This is a genomic window from Enterobacter sp. CCUG 70166, assembly GCF_020224095.1.
Classification (GTDB): Bacteria; Pseudomonadota; Gammaproteobacteria; order Enterobacterales; family Enterobacteriaceae; genus Enterobacter; species Enterobacter intestinihominis.
On the sequence record NZ_NRIQ01000015.1, the window covers coordinates 134,473 to 150,572 of the forward strand.

13 protein-coding genes and 5 tRNA genes are annotated in these 16,100 nt (G+C 54.4%); 15 read left to right on the forward strand and 3 right to left on the reverse strand.

All coding sequences use genetic code 11. The features are described 5' to 3' along the window. Positions 1-122: 122 nt before the first annotated feature. A complete protein-coding gene (locus CKK19_RS07975; RefSeq protein ID WP_063853755.1) occupies positions 123-2,492 on the forward strand; it encodes a molybdopterin guanine dinucleotide-containing S/N-oxide reductase in 2,370 nt (789 codons plus the stop codon). On the opposite strand, the gene CKK19_RS07980 is transcribed toward CKK19_RS07975, so the two are convergent. Then, the gene (locus tag CKK19_RS07980) at positions 2,461-2,901 is read right to left on the reverse strand and encodes an N-acetyltransferase (protein WP_022646690.1); all 441 of its coding nucleotides are present in this window, start codon (positions 2,899-2,901) and stop codon (positions 2,461-2,463) included. The two genes, CKK19_RS07975 and CKK19_RS07980, sit on opposite strands and share 32 nt — an antisense overlap. Then, a complete protein-coding gene (gene tag / locus CKK19_RS07985) occupies positions 2,879-3,460 on the reverse strand; it encodes a DNA-3-methyladenine glycosylase I (RefSeq protein WP_022646691.1) in 582 nt (193 codons plus the stop codon). The genes CKK19_RS07980 and tag overlap by 23 nt, the downstream gene beginning before the upstream one ends. A 160-nt stretch (positions 3,461-3,620) precedes the next feature. Here tag and CKK19_RS07990 point away from each other — a divergent pair, with 160 nt between their 5' ends. The 9 genes from CKK19_RS07990 (at position 3,621) to dppF (ending at position 14,015) form a co-directional block, all read left to right on the forward strand. Beyond that, the gene (locus tag CKK19_RS07990; protein WP_023299064.1) at positions 3,621-4,163 is read left to right on the forward strand and encodes a lipase; all 543 of its coding nucleotides are present in this window, start codon (positions 3,621-3,623) and stop codon (positions 4,161-4,163) included. 236 nt (positions 4,164-4,399) lie between these two features. Further along, the gene (locus tag CKK19_RS07995) at positions 4,400-5,602 is read left to right on the forward strand and encodes an MFS transporter (RefSeq protein ID WP_063853754.1); all 1,203 of its coding nucleotides are present in this window, start codon (positions 4,400-4,402) and stop codon (positions 5,600-5,602) included. 239 nt (positions 5,603-5,841) lie between these two features. Continuing rightward, positions 5,842-7,536: a kdo(2)-lipid A phosphoethanolamine 7''-transferase gene (eptB, locus tag CKK19_RS08000; protein ID WP_063853753.1), complete on the forward strand. Its 1,695-nt coding sequence runs from the start codon at positions 5,842-5,844 to the stop codon at positions 7,534-7,536. Between the two features lie 91 nt (positions 7,537-7,627). Next, positions 7,628-7,704, forward strand: a tRNA-Pro gene (locus CKK19_RS08005). Positions 7,705-8,325: 621 nt separating this feature from the next. Then, entirely contained in the window at positions 8,326-9,933 is a 1,608-nt protein-coding gene (dppA, locus tag CKK19_RS08010) for a dipeptide ABC transporter periplasmic-binding protein DppA (RefSeq protein WP_022646695.1), read from the forward strand. Positions 9,934-10,094: 161 nt separating this feature from the next. Continuing rightward, positions 10,095-11,114 carry a dipeptide ABC transporter permease DppB gene (gene dppB, locus CKK19_RS08015; RefSeq protein WP_022646696.1) on the forward strand — a complete coding sequence of 340 codons (1,020 nt, stop codon included), beginning with the start codon at positions 10,095-10,097 and terminating at the stop codon, positions 11,112-11,114. A gap of 9 nt (positions 11,115-11,123) precedes the next feature. Next, complete coding sequence (gene dppC, locus CKK19_RS08020) at positions 11,124-12,026, forward strand: dipeptide ABC transporter permease DppC (protein ID WP_022646697.1); 903 nt, start codon at positions 11,124-11,126, stop codon at positions 12,024-12,026. Between the two features lie 10 nt (positions 12,027-12,036). After that, positions 12,037-13,020, forward strand: a complete 984-nt coding sequence (gene dppD, locus CKK19_RS08025; RefSeq protein ID WP_010426220.1) for a dipeptide ABC transporter ATP-binding protein — start codon at positions 12,037-12,039, stop codon at positions 13,018-13,020. Then, positions 13,017-14,015, forward strand: a complete 999-nt coding sequence (gene dppF / locus CKK19_RS08030) for a dipeptide ABC transporter ATP-binding subunit DppF (protein ID WP_022646698.1) — start codon at positions 13,017-13,019, stop codon at positions 14,013-14,015. Before dppD ends, dppF begins: the two co-directional genes overlap by 4 nt. Positions 14,016-14,057: 42 nt before the next feature. Here dppF and coaA read toward each other — a convergent pair whose 3' ends face one another. Continuing rightward, positions 14,058-15,008: a type I pantothenate kinase gene (gene coaA, locus CKK19_RS08035; RefSeq protein ID WP_032622068.1), complete on the reverse strand. Its 951-nt coding sequence runs from the start codon at positions 15,006-15,008 to the stop codon at positions 14,058-14,060. A gap of 317 nt (positions 15,009-15,325) precedes the next feature. On the opposite strand from coaA, the gene CKK19_RS08040 reads away from it, so the two are divergent. From CKK19_RS08040 to CKK19_RS08060, 5 genes are all read left to right on the forward strand, one after another. Next, positions 15,326-15,401, forward strand: a tRNA-Thr gene (locus CKK19_RS08040). Between the two features lie 8 nt (positions 15,402-15,409). Further along, positions 15,410-15,494, forward strand: a tRNA-Tyr gene (locus CKK19_RS08045). A 116-nt stretch (positions 15,495-15,610) separates the two neighbouring features. Continuing rightward, positions 15,611-15,685: transfer RNA gene (locus tag CKK19_RS08050), tRNA-Gly, on the forward strand. 6 nt (positions 15,686-15,691) lie between these two features. Beyond that, positions 15,692-15,767 (forward strand) — tRNA-Thr (locus CKK19_RS08055). A 118-nt stretch (positions 15,768-15,885) separates the two neighbouring features. Beyond that, a partial coding sequence (locus CKK19_RS08060) for a GTP-binding protein (protein WP_000031663.1) occupies positions 15,886-16,100 on the forward strand: 215 nt, incomplete at its 3' end.

Here is a 16,100-nt window from a genome sequence, read left to right on the forward strand (position 1 = left end):
CTTATTTCCTTAATCCTTTTTATTCTTTGCCACGACGGACGTGGCAGTGGATTATGACGTCCGAATACGGAGAAAATTCAGTGTATAACTCTGAAATTTGTCACAAACGATAAACTGCCTCAATGAAAGGCCGTCATACCTGCACGCAACCAGGAGCGCACGCTTTGAGCACCTCAACAAAAACCATTCTGACCGCCGCCCACTGGGGGCCGATGCTGGTCGAAACCGATGGCGACACCGTGCTGTCGTCTCGCGGGGCTTTGCCTTCGCGCCATCTCAACTCTTTACAGACCGTCGTTCGCGATCAGGTACATAGCAAAACCCGCGTACGCTGGCCGATGGTGCGTAAAGGCTTTCTGGCGTCACCGGATAAACCGCAAGGTATTCGCGGGCAGGATGAGTTCGTGCGCGTGAGCTGGGACGATGCCCTGGCGCTGATCCATACGCAGCATAAACGCATCCGCGACAGCTATGGCCCGACGTCCATTTTTGCCGGCTCCTATGGCTGGCGCTCAAACGGCGTGCTGCATAAGGCCGCAACCCTGCTGCAACGCTATATGAGCCTGGCCGGAGGATATACCGGCCATCTGGGTGATTACTCGACCGGCGCGGCGCAGGCTATCATGCCGTATGTCGTGGGCGGGAATGAGGTTTATCAGCAGCAGACCAGCTGGCCGCTGGTGCTGGAGCATACAGAGGTGGTGGTGCTGTGGAGCGCCAACCCGCTCAATACCCTTAAAATTGCCTGGAATGCGTCCGACGAGCAGGGCGTTTCCTACTTCGATGCGCTGCGCAAAAGCGGCAAGCGCATCATCTGTATCGATCCGATGCGTTCTGAAACGCTTGATTTCTTCGGCGACAGCGCCGAGTGGATCGCGCCGCATATGGGCACCGACGTGGCGATGATGCTGGGTATCGCCCACACCCTGGTGGAGAACGGCTGGCACGACACGGAATTTCTGACGCGCTGCACAACGGGGTTCGATAAATTTGCCGACTATCTGACGGGCAAAACCGATGGTATCGCCAAAACCGCAGAGTGGGCTGCGGCGATTTGCGGCGTTGATGCCGCTAAAATCCGCGAACTGGCAGCGTTATTCCATAGCAATGTCACGATGCTCATGTCCGGATGGGGGATGCAGCGCCAGCAGTTTGGCGAGCAGAAGCACTGGATGCTGGTGACGCTCGCCGCGATGCTTGGGCAGATTGGCACACCCGGCGGCGGTTTTGGCCTTTCCTATCACTTTGCCAACGGCGGCAACCCGACGCGTAAAGCGGCGGTGCTGGCGTCCATGCAGGGCTCGGTGCAGGGGGGCGTGGACGCTGTGGATAAAATTCCGGTGGCACGCATTGTTGAAGCTCTGGAGAACCCCGGCGGGTTTTATCAGCACAACGGTCAGGATCGCCATTTCCCGGATATTAAGTTTGTCTGGTGGGCGGGTGGGGCCAACTTCACCCATCACCAGGATACCAACCGCCTGATCCGCGCCTGGCAGAAACCGGAGCTGGTGGTGATCTCGGAGTGCTTCTGGACCGCGTCAGCGAAACATGCCGATATCGTCTTGCCCGCCACGACCTCGTTCGAGCGTAACGATCTCACCATGACGGGGGATTACAGCAACCAGCATATGGTACCGATGAAGCGCGTCGTGGCTCCCCGGGATGAAGCGCGGGATGATTATGACGTCTTTGCTGACCTGAGTGAATTATGGGAAGCGGGCGGACGGGAGCGTTTCACCGAGGGCAAAACGGATCTGCAATGGCTGGAAACGTTTTACCAGATTGCAAGCCAGCGCGGGGCTGCGCAGGGCGTGACGCTGCCGCCATTTGCTGAATTCTGGGAGGCGAATCAACTCTTCGAAATGCCGGAAAGCGAGCAGAACGCGCGGTTTGTGCGCTTTGCTGACTTCCGTCGCGATCCGGAGAATAACCCGTTAAAAACCGAAAGCGGGAAGATTGTGATCCACAGCGAGCGCATCGCCAGCTTTGGCTACGCGGACTGCCCGCCGCACCCGGCGTGGCTGGAGCCGGACGAATGGCATGGCAATGCGCAGCCGGGGCAGCTTCAGCTGCTGTCTGCCCATCCTGCCCATCGTCTGCACAGCCAGCTCAACTATTCGGCTCTGCGCGAGCAGTATGCGGTGGCGGGTCGTGAGCCGATCGCGCTGAATAGCGACGATGCAAAGGCGCGGGGGATTAACGACGGCGGTCTCGTTCGCGTCTGGAACGCACGCGGGCAGGTGCTGGCTGGCGCCGTGGTGAGTGACGGGATCCGCCCAGGCGTGTTCTGCATTCATCAGGGAGCATGGCCGGATCTGGCGCTGGACGAGGGCGGTATTTGTAAGAACGGCGCCGTAAACGTGCTGACCAAAGATCTCCCCAGCTCGAAGCTGGGGAATGGCTGTGCGGGGAATACGGCGCTGGCATGGGTGGAGAAATATGAGGGACCGGCGCTTCCCCTTACGGCATTTGATCCGCCTGCCAGCTCATGATCCACGTCGGGTGTTGGGTATCATCCTGCCAGGCGCTGTCTTCGATGCGAAAACCCTGAGCATGATAGAAATTCACCGCCCGCACGTTTTTCTGATACACCTCCAGGGTTAAATACGGGTAGTGCTGCTGAACATAGTTCAGCAGCGCACGCCCGATCCCCCTTCCGATGAACGCCGGGGCGACAAACAACGCCCCCACGAACTGGAACTGCATGACGCTGATAAAACCGCACAGGGTACCGTTTTCCTCCCAGACCCAGGTCTCGGCGGCGGGAAGGTAATCATCCCGCACTACCGCTTCATTCGCTTGCCAGTAACTTGCGTCGATAAACGGATGCGCCTCGGTGGTGCTCTCCAGCCACAGACTCAAAAGCGGAGCGGTATCCTCACTTTGCCATTTGCGGATCATGGTGGCCCTCCGGGTGGCAGAAGCAGCCCTTAATATGGTCATTGACCAGCCCGCAGGCCTGCATAAAGGAGTAACAGATGGTGGTGCCCACAAACTTAAAGCCGCGTTTTTTCAGTGCTTTTGACAGGGCATCTGAGGCGGGGGTCGACGTTGGGATCTCTGCAAGCGTGGCGGCCTGCGTCACCTTCGGCTCGTTATCCACAAACGACCAGACAAAAGCTGAGAAGGGTTCGCCGTTTTGCTCCATCGCCAGATAAGCACGCGCGTTACCAATAATGGCCTGAATTTTACCGCGATGGCGGATGATACCGGTATCCAGAACCAGCCTTTCCACGTCTTCGTCGGTCATGGCGGCCACCGCAACCGGATCGAAATGGTGGAAGGCCTTGCGATAGTTCTCACGCTTTTTCAGAACGGTGATCCACGACAGCCCGGCCTGCTGGCCTTCAAGGCAAATCATTTCAAACAGTTTTTTACCGTCGGTTTCCGGCACGCCCCATTCCTTGTCGTGATAATCGATATAAAGCTGATCCTGGCTTACCCAGCCGCAACGTTGCATAGGTCATCTCCCTTCCTGATACGGTAAACGCAAAAATTTCAATCTGCCCGGCTTGACGTGTTTGCTAAAGAGACAATAGTTAATACAGGGCTATATGCCCTAATACCTCTTCGAACAATGACATATATCGCCGAACTCGGCTCTTTCTGGAGTCGCTTTGATGATGTTAAAAAAAATCAGTGGTCGCCATGCTGCTTCTGGCCTGGTGGGTGTCTCAGCCTGCCTGCTTATATGTAACACCGCTTTTGCGTGGCAACAGGAATATATCGTTTCAGATGCACAAAGTAATACGACGGAACGCTATACATGGGACGCCGATCACCAACCTCGTTATGAAGATATTCTCGCGGAGCGTATCAACCATTCGCAGAATGCTGCGGGCTTTGCCCTGAACGACCCATCCGGTTCAGATGCGGAAACCGTTCTGAGCGTCGGCTGGAATTTTCCCGTGGCGGGACATTTTACCACCGGCCCCGTCATGGCGTGGCGCACTGATGGCGCTCCCCCTGCAACGGTGAATGCATTTGGTGAGGTAACTACCACGCAGCCGCTTACCGATCCCCTCTGGCATGCCAGCGTGAACTCGTTGGGGTGGCGCGTTGATACGCAGTATGGTGATTTACATCCCTGGGCGAAGATCAGCTACAACCAGCAGTCGGAGGAAGAATATTTGTACACCCTGGGCTTAAGCGCCAAATTTTAGGATTGTTACTTTTTTAAACGCTGCGGTAACATATTTAATACAATAACGGCGCGGGCTGTGGTGATAGTGGTCACTCACCTTTAAGCGTTTTCTTTTCCGGCAAGGTCATTCATTCCCGCTTCCAGGCATTTCATTCCGTATCTCCTGCATTTCATGCCGTTTTACCCCTGGCGTTTTGGGGTTTTGTTTATCGTGTCCTCAGCGAACTTCCTTAATTTCTCTTGCAGGACACTGCCATGAACACATCAACTTATAACCGCACGCGTTGGCTGACGCTTTTCGGCACCATCGTTACCCAGTTCGCACTGGGCTCGGTCTATACCTGGAGCCTGTTTAACAGCGCCCTGTCCGATAAGCTCGGCGCACCGATAAGCCAGGTGGCATTCTCCTTCGGCTTGCTGAGCCTTGGATTAGCGATTTCCTCTTCCGTGGCGGGCAAACTTCAGGAGCGCTTCGGCGTGAAGCGCGTAACCATGGCCTCCGGGATCCTGCTGGGCGTGGGCTTCTTCCTGACGGCACATTCAAACAACCTGATGATGCTGTGGCTAAGCGCCGGGGTGCTGGTGGGTCTGGCGGACGGCGCAGGTTATCTGCTGACGCTGTCTAACTGCGTGAAGTGGTTCCCGGAGCGTAAAGGGCTTATCTCCGCGTTTGCCATTGGTTCATATGGCCTGGGCAGCCTGGGGTTCAAATTCATTGACTCCCATCTGCTGGCCTCGGTTGGGCTTGAGAAAACCTTTATGATCTGGGGCGTGATTGTGCTGGTAATGATCCTCTTCGGCGCCACGCTGATGAAAGATGCGCCGCAGCAGGAAGTGAAAACCGTTAACGGCGTGGTGGAGAACGATTTCACCCTCGCTCAGTCCATGCGTAAGCCGCAGTACTGGATGCTGGCGGTGATGTTCCTGACGGCCTGCATGAGCGGTCTGTATGTCATCGGTGTGGCGAAAGATATCGCGCAGGGGATGGTAAAACTGGACGCGGCGACGGCGGCGAACGCGGTAACGGTCATCTCCATCGCTAACCTCTCGGGTCGTCTGGTACTGGGTATCCTGTCTGACAAAATCGCCCGTATCCGTGTGATTACGCTGGGGCAGGTCATCTCCCTGGTGGGTATGGCAGCACTGCTGTTCGCTCCGCTGAACGAGGCGACATTCTTTGCAGCAATTGCCTGCGTAGCCTTTAACTTTGGCGGCACTATTACCGTCTTCCCGTCACTGGTGAGCGAGTTCTTCGGCCTGAACAACCTGGCGAAAAACTACGGCGTCATTTATCTCGGCTTCGGTATCGGCAGTATTTGCGGTTCACTGATTGCCTCGCTGTTTGGCGGCTTCTACGTGACCTTCTGCGTGATATTCGCTTTGCTGATTATTTCGCTGGCGCTGACCACCACGATCCGTCAGCCGCAGCGCGAACTGTATAAAGAAGCGCATGTATGATGCGATGAAAAGAGGCCGCAGGGCCTCTTTTATTTATTTCTAAATCGCTTCCGGACTTGCTATTTTGTAAAAATCTTCATCGATTCACATTCTCTGCTGCCACTTTTCTTCCCTGCTGTGGTCTACTTATCGCGCTTGTAGACGTTTCTGATAACGGTTTCTCTCGCATCTACTTACTCTGTCTGCTTTCTCACTGAGATTCGGCGGGTTTTTATACCCCTTCCCCCAGGGTTGTTTGCATGAAATATATTAGGTCTCTTACCCAGCAAAGATTGTGTCTGATGCTGGCTGTCTATATCGGTTTGTTTCTGAATGGCGCGGTGCTGTTCAGACGAGTGGAAGGTTATTTCGAACACCTCACTGTAAGAAATGGAATTTTTGCCGCGATTGAAGTGTTTGGCTCAATTCTGGCGACCTTCTTCCTGTTACGCCTGCTCTCTCTCTTTGGCCGTCGTACATGGCAAATTCTGGCCTCGCTGGTGGTGATTATCTCCGCCGCCGCAAGCTATTACATGACATTCATGAACGTGGTCATTGGCTACGGTATTGTGGCCTCGGTGATGACCACGGACATCGACCTCTCGAAAGAGGTGGTGGGTCAAGGGTTCATCCTGTGGACGATTCTGACCTGCCTGATCCCGCTCTTCTTTATCTGGAGTAACACCTGTCGCTACACCCTGTTACGCCAGCTGCGTATCCGGGGACAGCGCATCCGCAACGTCGCCGTCGTTCTTCTGGCGGGTCTGCTGGTATGGGCGCCTATTCGCCTGATGGAAAAGCAGCAAAAACGGATCGAAAAAGCGACAGGCGTGGATATGCCAAGCTACGGCGGCGTGGTGGCTAACTCGTACCTGCCGTCTAACTGGCTGTCGGCGTTAGGTCTTTATGCCTGGGCTCAGGCGGACGAATCCAGCGATGTGAAATCGCTGATTAACCCGACCAAAAAGTTCACCTACCAGGCTCCGGCTGACGGGCTGGATGATACTTACGTGGTCTTCGTTATCGGCGAAACGACGCGCTGGGATCATATGGGTATTCTCGGTTATGACCGCGATACCACCCCGAAACTGGCGCAGGAAAAGAATCTGGTGGCATACCGCGGCTACTCCTGCGATACCGCCACGAAGCTCTCGTTGCGCTGTATGTTTGTTCGCGAGGGCGGTGCGAGTGATAACCCTCAGCGCACTCTCAAAGAGCAAAACGTGTTTGCTGTTCTGAAGCAGCTTGGATTTAGCTCCGATCTGTTCGCCATGCAAAGTGAGATGTGGTTCTACACCAACACCATGGCGGATAACATCGCCTACCGCGAGCAGATTGGCGCCGAGCCGCGTAACCGCGGAAAGAACGTTGATGACATGCTGCTGCTCTCTGAAATGGAACAGTCGCTGAAAAACCATCCGCAGGGTAAGCACCTTATTGTTCTGCATACCAAAGGGTCACACTACAGCTACTATCAGCGTTACACGCGCGATTTCGCCAAATGGACGCCTGAGTGCGTCGGCATTAACAAGAACTGTAGCAAGCAGGAGTTGATCAATGCCTATGATAACTCGATTCTGTATGTGGATACCTTCCTCAGCCGGGTGATTGACCAGCTTCGCGATAAGAAAGCGATTGTGATCTACGCGGCCGACCACGGTGAGTCCATCAACGAGAAAGAGCATTTACACGGTACGCCGCGTAAGCTGGCGCCACCAGAGCAGTTCCGCGTGCCGATGATCATGTGGATGTCGGACAAGTATCTGGAAAACCCGGACAAAGCCAAAATGTTTGCCCACCTGAAACAGCAGGCAGAGATTAAGGTACCGCGCCGTCACGTTGAGCTGTACGACACTATTATGGGCTGTCTCGGCTATACCTCACCGAATGGTGGGATTAACGAAAACAACAACTGGTGTAAACTCCCTGATAACACCACAAAAGCCGCGCAGTAGCTGGTCTGGCGAGAATATCGCCAGTTGAATGGCTTTTTGAAAATAAGGGATTGACGAGGGCGCACCTCAGCAGTAAGATGCGCTCCGCATTCGGCGAGTAGCGCAGCTTGGTAGCGCAACTGGTTTGGGACCAGTGGGTCGGAGGTTCGAATCCTCTCTCGCCGACCACATTCTAAAAAGGGCTAACCGCAAGGTTAGCCCTTTTTGCATTAACGCGTTACCCCACCCGAGTCCTCAAAATACCCCTTAGCCCTGCTTCCCCCTGCCTGCTTGCGGTTTTGTGACATAATCCATTGTATTTTTTTATATATAGTTTGATCTTTTTTCGCGTTGCTTATGGATAACCTCAGCATTTTTCGCTGTGCGTTTTAACGTTCGCGGTATTTAGTGCTCAGATAATCACCATTCTGTAAGAAAATTTACCCATTCTGAATAAAACTTAATCACTGGGTGTTGCGAAATAGGGAGGGGTTTGTGCTGCAACATGGCGAGTAGCATAAATTTCTCTGCTGAAAACTGGCATTCAGAGTTTTTTTAATCTTTGTTTGCGGTTTCTCACACTCCACGTAAATCCCCGCCACCTGTATTGACGTTTTCACATTCTGTTGACAGATTGTAGGGCACGAGGGGCATTTCAGGGAGGATCTGCGCTGCAACTCAAACGCTCTTCTGAAAGGATTCTCTATCCCTTTTAACGCCCTCGGGCATCACCGACCGGACCGGGTAAAAAATAAATAAAGGTCAGGCGGCGTAACACAACAAAGCAAAACATCACATTGGAGCACAATAATGAGTATTTCCTTGAAGAAGTCAGGGATGCTGAAGCTTGGTCTGAGCCTGGTGGCCATGACCGTCGCAGCAAGCGTACAGGCAAAAACCCTGGTTTACTGTTCTGAAGGCTCTCCGGAAGGCTTTAACCCACAGCTCTTTACCTCTGGTACGACTTACGACGCAAGCTCTGTACCGATCTATAACCGTCTGGTTGAATTTAAAACCGGTACCACGGAAGTGATTCCTGGCCTGGCTGAAAAGTGGGATATCAGCGAAGACGGTAAAACCTATACCTTCCACCTGCGTCAGGGCGTGAAGTGGCAGGACAGCAAAGAATTCAAACCTACGCGCGACTTTAACGCCGACGACGTAGTGTTCTCCTTCGACCGTCAAAAAAATGCCCAGAACCCGTACCATAAAGTGTCTGGCGGCAGCTATGAATACTTCGAAGGGATGGGTCTGCCAGACCTGATTGCTGAAGTGAAAAAAGTGGACGATAAAACCGTTCAGTTCGTGCTGACGCGTCCGGAAGCGCCATTCCTCGCTGACCTGGCGATGGACTTCGCCTCTATTCTCTCTAAAGAGTACGCGGACAACATGCTGAAAGCCGGCACGCCGGAAAAAGTGGACCTGAACCCAATCGGTACCGGCCCGTTCCAGCTACTTCAGTACCAGAAAGATTCCCGTATTCTGTATAAAGCCTTCCCGGGCTACTGGGGCACCAAGCCGCAGATCGACCGTCTGGTCTTCTCCATCACGCCTGACGCATCCGTGCGTTACGCAAAATTGCAGAAAAACGAATGTCAGGTGATGCCGTATCCAAACCCGGCTGACATCGCGCGCATGAAGCAGGACAAAAATATCAACCTGATGGAGCAGGCGGGCCTGAACGTGGGTTATCTCTCCTTCAACACCGAGAAGAAACCGTTCGATGACGTTAAAGTGCGTCAGGCGCTGACCTACGCGGTGAACAAAGAAGCGATCATCAAAGCCGTTTACCAGGGCGCTGGCGTTGCGGCCAAGAACCTGATCCCACCAACCATGTGGGGCTATAACGACGACATTAAGGACTACACCTACGATCCTGAGAAAGCGAAAGCGCTGCTGAAAGAAGCGGGCCAGGATAAAGGTTTCACCGTTGAGCTGTGGGCGATGCCGGTACAGCGTCCTTACAACCCGAACGCACGTCGTATGGCGGAAATGGTTCAGGCTGACTGGGCGAAGATTGGCGTACAGGCCAAAATTGTGACCTACGAGTGGGGCGAGTACCTGAAACGCGCCAAAGCGGGCGAACACCAGGCGGTCATGATGGGCTGGACCGGCGACAACGGGGATCCGGACAACTTCTTCGCGACCCTGTTCAGCTGTGCGGCAGCGAAAGACGGTTCCAACTACTCTCGCTGGTGCTACAAGCCGTTTGAAGACCTGATCCAGCCGGCGCGTGCGACCGATGATCACAACAAACGTATCGAACTGTACAAGCAAGCGCAGGTTGTCATGCACGATCAGGCTCCGGCGCTGATTGTTGCTCACTCCACCGTGTACGAGCCAGTGCGTAAAGAAGTGAAGGGCTACGTGGTCGATCCACTGGGCAAACACCACTTCGAAAACGTGTCTGTTGAATAATAAGTAGGGTGTTCTCCCTCTCCCTGTGGGAGAGGGCAGGGGTGAGGGGCGTGCATGCATCCCCTCACCCTAACCCTCTCCCGAAGGGAGAGGGAATTTACATTTGTGAGCAATACAGACGACACGCTACTGAGCGTGCGTCATCAGAGAGAATCCGGGTTATGTTGCAGTTCATCCTCCGACGTCTGGGACTGGTTATCCCGACGTTTATCGGTATCACCCTTCTCACTTTTGCCTTCGTCCATATGATCCCGGGTGATCCGGTGATGATTATGGCGGGCGAGCGTGGTATCTCCCCTGAACGTCATGCGCAACTGCTGGCTGAACTCGGCCTTGATAAGCCGATGTGGCAGCAGTACCTCCACTACATCTGGGGCGTATTACACGGCGATTTAGGGATTTCACTGAAAAGCCGTCTTCCGGTGTGGGACGAGTTCGTGCCGCGTTTCCAGGCGACGCTGGAACTCGGCATCTGCGCCATGATCTTCGCGACCGCGGTGGGGATTCCCGTCGGCGTGCTGGCTGCCGTTAAGCGTGGCTCTATTTTCGACCACACCGCCGTTGGCCTGGCACTGACCGGCTACTCCATGCCTATCTTCTGGTGGGGCATGATGCTGATCATGCTGGTCTCGGTGCAGTGGAACCTGACGCCGGTCTCCGGACGTGTCAGCGATATGGTTTTCCTTGACGACACCAACCCGTTAACCGGCTTTATGCTGATTGATACGGCGATCTGGGGCGAAGAGGGCAACTTCATTGATGCGGTTGCGCACATGATCCTGCCTGCAATGGTGCTGGGCACTATCCCACTTGCGGTGATCGTGCGTATGACTCGTTCCTCCATGCTGGAAGTGCTGGGCGAAGATTATATTCGGACTGCCCGCGCTAAAGGTCTGACCCGTATGCGCGTCATCATCATTCATGCCCTGCGTAACGCCATGCTGCCGGTGGTGACCGTTATCGGTTTGCAGGTCGGTACGCTGCTGGCCGGGGCGATCCTGACCGAAACCATCTTCTCCTGGCCAGGCCTTGGACGCTGGCTGATTGATGCGCTGCAACGCCGTGACTATCCGGTTGTGCAGGGCGGTGTATTGCTGGTCGCGACGATGATTATCCTCGTCAACCTGCTGGTCGATTTGCTGTACGGCGTGGTGAACCCGCGTATTCGTCATAAGAAGTAAGGGGCCATCATGTCACAAGTTACTCAAAATAAAGCGGTTACCGCACCGGTGCCAATGACGCCGATGCAGGAATTCTGGCACTACTTCAAGCGCAACAAAGGCGCGGTCGTCGGGCTGGTGTATGTTTCCATCATGATCCTTATTGCGGTGTTTGCGAACTTCCTTGCGCCGTATAACCCCGCGGACCAGTTCCGTGATGCGCTGCTCGCGCCACCGGCCTGGCAGGAAGGTGGTAGCCTGACGCACCTGCTCGGTACTGATGACGTTGGCCGCGATGTGCTGTCTCGTCTGATGTACGGCGCGCGCCTCTCTCTGCTGGTTGGCTGTCTCGTTGTGGTGTTGTCGCTGATCATGGGCGTTGTGCTTGGTCTGGTGGCGGGCTACTTCGGCGGCATCGTTGATAACGTCATCATGCGTATCGTCGATATCATGCTGGCATTGCCAAGCCTTCTGCTGGCCCTGGTGCTGGTCGCGGTCTTTGGTCCTTCGATAGGCAATGCCGCGCTCGCGCTAACGTTCGTTGCGCTTCCTCACTATGTCCGATTAACCCGTGCGGCCGTGCTGGTCGAGGTGAACCGCGATTATGTAACGGCATCTCGAGTGGCGGGTGCGGGGGCGATGCGCCAGATGTTCGTCAATATTCTTCCTAACTGCCTTGCACCGCTGATTGTTCAGGCGTCGCTCGGTTTTTCTAACGCCATTCTCGATATGGCCGCTCTTGGCTTCCTTGGCATGGGTGCGCAGCCGCCAACACCGGAATGGGGCACCATGCTCTCCGACGTGTTGCAGTTCGCGCAAAGCGCCTGGTGGGTCGTCACCTTCCCGGGTCTGGCGATTCTGCTGACGGTGCTGGCATTTAACCTGATGGGTGATGGTCTGCGTGATGCACTTGATCCCAAACTGAAGCAGTAAGAGGCACGAGATGGCGTTATTAAATGTAGATAAATTATCGGTGCACTTCGGCGATGAAGGCACACCGTTTCGTGCTGTGGACCGCATCAGCTATAGCGTAAATCAGGGCGAAGTGGTTGGTATCGTTGGGGAGTCCGGTTCCGGTAAGTCAGTGAGTTCACTGGCAATCATGGGGCTGATTGACTATCCCGGCCGCGTAATGGCGGAAAGCCTGGAGTTCAATGGTCAGGATCTGCAGCGCATTTCCGAAAAACAGCGCCGCCAACTGGTGGGAGCGGAAGTGGCGATGATCTTCCAGGACCCGATGACCAGTCTGAACCCGTGTTACACCGTGGGTTTCCAGATTATGGAAGCCATTAAGGTGCACCAGGGCGGTAACAAGCAAACCCGTCGCCAGCGCGCTATTGACCTGCTGACGCAGGTGGGTATACCCGATCCGGCATCGCGTCTGGACGTTTATCCGCACCAGTTGTCCGGTGGGATGAGTCAGCGTGTAATGATCGCGATGGCCATTGCCTGTCGTCCAAAACTGCTGATTGCCGATGAACCGACAACCGCGCTGGACGTGACCATTCAGGCGCAAATTATTGAGCTACTGCTGGAGTTGCAGCAGAAAGAGAATATGGCGCTGGTGCTGATTACGCACGATCTGGCGCTGGTGGCTGAAGCGGCACACAAAATCATTGTGATGTATGCAGGCCAGGTGGTGGAGACCGGGAGTTCACACGATATCTTCCGGGCCCCGCGTCATCCCTATACGCAGGCGCTGCTGCGCGCGCTGCCGGAGTTCGCGCAGGATAAAGCGCGTCTGGCCTCGCTGCCGGGGGTGGTACCGGGTAAATATGACCGTCCTCAGGGCTGTCTGCTTAACCCGCGCTGCCCGTATGCGACGGATAAATGCCGCGTCGACGAGCCGGAGCTGAACCTGTTAGCTGACGGACGTCAGTCGAAATGCCACTACCCACTCGATGATGCCGGGAGGCCAACACTATGAGTACGCAACAAATGCTGTTGCAGGCCATCGACCTGAAAAAACATTACCCGGTGAAGAAGGGCCTCTTTGCTCCTGAGCGCCTGGTAAAAGCGCTGGATGGTGTCTCCTTTACTCTCGAACGCGGAAAAACGCTGGCGGTGGTAGGGGAATCTGGCTGTGGGAAGTCCACGCTGGGCCGTCTGTTAACGATGATTGAAGTTCCGACTGGCGGCGAGCTTTACTATCAGGGCCAGGATCTGCTCAAGCACGATCCGCAGGCGCAGAAACTGCGACGTCAGAAAATCCAGATTGTGTTCCAGAATCCGTATGGTTCGCTGAACCCGCGAAAAAAAGTGGGGCAGATTCTGGAAGAGCCGCTGCTGATCAACAGCAACCTGAGCAAAGAGCAGCGTCGTGAAAAAGCGCTGGCGATGATGGCGAAGGTGGGCCTGAAAACCGAGCATTACGATCGCTATCCGCATATGTTCTCTGGCGGTCAACGTCAGCGTATCGCCATCGCCCGTGGTCTGATGCTCGACCCGGACGTGGTGATTGCCGATGAACCGGTTTCGGCGCTCGACGTATCCGTGCGTGCGCAGGTGCTGAACCTGATGATGGATTTACAGCAGGATCTTGGGCTGTCGTACGTTTTCATCTCCCATGACCTGTCTGTGGTTGAGCACATTGCCGATGAGGTGATGGTGATGTATCTGGGACGCTGCGTAGAGAAGGGGACGAAAGATCAGATCTTTAATAACCCGCGTCATCCATATACTCAGGCACTACTGTCTGCGACGCCGCGACTGAACCCGGATGACCGCCGTGAGCGCATTAAGCTGACCGGCGAGTTACCAAGCCCGCTTAACCCGCCGCCGGGATGTGCGTTCAACGCTCGCTGCCGTCGCCGCTTCGGTCCGTGTACGCAGTTGCAGCCACAACTGAAAGATTATGGCGGACAGCTGGTGGCCTGCTTCGCGGTCGATCAGGATGAAAACGGCGAAAAGCCGCATGCATAAAGGAAAAAACCGGCGATAAGCCGGTTTTTTTACGTCTGAGATCTACTTCCGTAAACGAATCTGGTCAACGGCGTGTTTCTCACTCTTGGTGAGGATCAGGCTTGCACGTTCGCGCGTCGGCAGGATGTTCTCTTTGAGGTTGACGTAGTTGATCTCATTCCACAGCCCGGTCGCCACGTTGATAGCCTCTTCTTCAGAGAGCTGAGCGTAGTTGTGGAAGTAAGAATCCGGGTCGGTGAACGCCCCTTCACGGAACTTCAGGAAGCGGTTGATATACCAGCGTTGCAACAGATCTTCAGGCGCATCCACATAAATTGAGAAATCGACGAAGTCAGAGACAAACACGTGATGCGGATCGTGAGGGTAATCCATCCCGCTTTGCAGTACGTTTAAGCCCTCCAGAATCAGGATGTCGGGCTGCACCACCGTTTTGTCACCATCCGGGATGCGGTCGTAGATCAGATGCGAGTAGACCGGTGCGGTAACGTTCGGCACGCCCGATTTTAAATCAGAGACAAACTTTACCAGGCGGTGCATATCATAAGAGAGCGGGAAGCCCTTCTTCTTCATCAGGCCGCGTTCTTTCAGCACCTCATTGGGATGCAGGAAGCCGTCGGTGGTGATCAGCTCCACGCTGCGGTGTTCCGGCCAGCGGCTCAGCAGCGCCTGTAGCACGCGCGCGGTGGTACTTTTACCCACTGCCACGCTGCCCGCAATACTGATGATATAAGGAATACGTTGACCGTTCGTGCCGAGGAACTGTTCCAGTACGGCCTGACGACGCAAGTTGGAGCTGATGTAAAAGTTAAGCAAGCGAGAGAGGGGGAGATAGATTTCTGCCACCTCTTCCAGGGAGAGATCTTCGTTTATCCCTTTTAGCCGTGCGATTTCACCTTCCGTCAGTGTCATAGGGACGGAGTCACGCAGGGCTGCCCACTGGCTACGGTTAAACTGAAGATAGGGCGTCATTAACGTTTGCTCTTTTTTGCTCATAAGCATGCTTCTGTGAACCATCACGAAACGGCGGGTGCGGGCTCATCACATAGTTAATTTTGGACAATGGGCAGGAGGTTAACACCAGATGAGAGGAATAATAAGAAAAAATATGGGAAAGCGATGCTTAACCGGGCAGGCATCACCCGGGGCTATAGCGTGCCGAAATCAGGCGTTCATGTTGGATTTTTAATCACGAGCGGATGAATTTACAGCGGTTAGCCCTGGTTTCGAATAAAATGTGAGCGAAAGAACGTTTTATGCAATTTTTTAGTTGCATGACTGCGCAGGTCTCCATAGAATGCGCGCTACTTGATGCCGACTTAGCTCAGTAGGTAGAGCAACTGACTTGTAATCAGTAGGTCACCAGTTCGATTCCGGTAGTCGGCACCATCAAGTCCGGTGGGGTTCCCGAGCGGCCAAAGGGAGCAGACTGTAAATCTGCCGTCACAGACTTCGAAGGTTCGAATCCTTCCCCCACCACCACTTTCTGGCAGCGTCAACGCCGCCGGAGCTGGTTGGAAAAATTGACCAGCTCGAACAGAAAAGAGAGAAATCTCTTTTTTTGTTACAGAAAGAACTGGGTAGCCGAGTTTCAGGATGCGGGCATCGTATAATGGCTATTACCTCAGCCTTCCAAGCTGATGATGCGGGTTCGATTCCCGCTGCCCGCTCCAATACGTGCTGATATGGCTCAGTTGGTAGAGCGCACCCTTGGTAAGGGTGAGGTCCCCAGTTCGACTCTGGGTATCAGCACCACTTCACTTCTCCCTCCCTTTCTCTCTGTTTCAATGTAAATGTATTCAACAGTTCAGGCATTTTCGCCTGGTTGATGTGGTGATATCACCGATTTATCCGTGTCTTAGAGGGACAATCGATGTCTAAAGAAAAGTTTGAACGTACAAAACCGCACGTTAACGTCGGTACTATCGGCCACGTTGACCATGGTAAAACAACGCTGACCGCTGCAATCACTACCGTACTGGCTAAAACCTACGGCGGTGCTGCTCGTGCTTTCGATCAGATCGATAACGCACCAGAAGAAAAAGCTCGTGGTATCACCATCAACACCTCTCACGTTGAGTATGACAC

Excerpts from the sequence above, each read along its gene's own strand:
- CKK19_RS07990 (WP_023299064.1), top strand. The coding sequence starts at position 3,621 with ATGATGTTAAAAAAAATCAGTGGTCGCCATGCTGCTTCTGGCCTGGTG.
- dppC (WP_022646697.1), top strand. The coding sequence starts at position 11,124 with ATGTCACAAGTTACTCAAAATAAAGCGGTTACCGCACCGGTGCCAATG.
- CKK19_RS07980 (WP_022646690.1), bottom strand. The coding sequence starts at position 2,901 with ATGATCCGCAAATGGCAAAGTGAGGATACCGCTCCGCTTTTGAGTCTG.
- dppF (WP_022646698.1), top strand. The coding sequence starts at position 13,017 with ATGAGTACGCAACAAATGCTGTTGCAGGCCATCGACCTGAAAAAACAT.
- CKK19_RS07995 (WP_063853754.1), top strand. The coding sequence starts at position 4,400 with ATGAACACATCAACTTATAACCGCACGCGTTGGCTGACGCTTTTCGGC.
- CKK19_RS07975 (WP_063853755.1), top strand. The coding sequence starts at position 123 with ATGAAAGGCCGTCATACCTGCACGCAACCAGGAGCGCACGCTTTGAGC.
- tag (WP_022646691.1), bottom strand. The coding sequence starts at position 3,460 with ATGCAACGTTGCGGCTGGGTAAGCCAGGATCAGCTTTATATCGATTAT.
- dppD (WP_010426220.1), top strand. The coding sequence starts at position 12,037 with ATGGCGTTATTAAATGTAGATAAATTATCGGTGCACTTCGGCGATGAA.
- dppA (WP_022646695.1), top strand. The coding sequence starts at position 8,326 with ATGAGTATTTCCTTGAAGAAGTCAGGGATGCTGAAGCTTGGTCTGAGC.
- coaA (WP_032622068.1), bottom strand. The coding sequence starts at position 15,008 with ATGAGCAAAAAAGAGCAAACGTTAATGACGCCCTATCTTCAGTTTAAC.
- eptB (WP_063853753.1), top strand. The coding sequence starts at position 5,842 with ATGAAATATATTAGGTCTCTTACCCAGCAAAGATTGTGTCTGATGCTG.
- dppB (WP_022646696.1), top strand. The coding sequence starts at position 10,095 with ATGTTGCAGTTCATCCTCCGACGTCTGGGACTGGTTATCCCGACGTTT.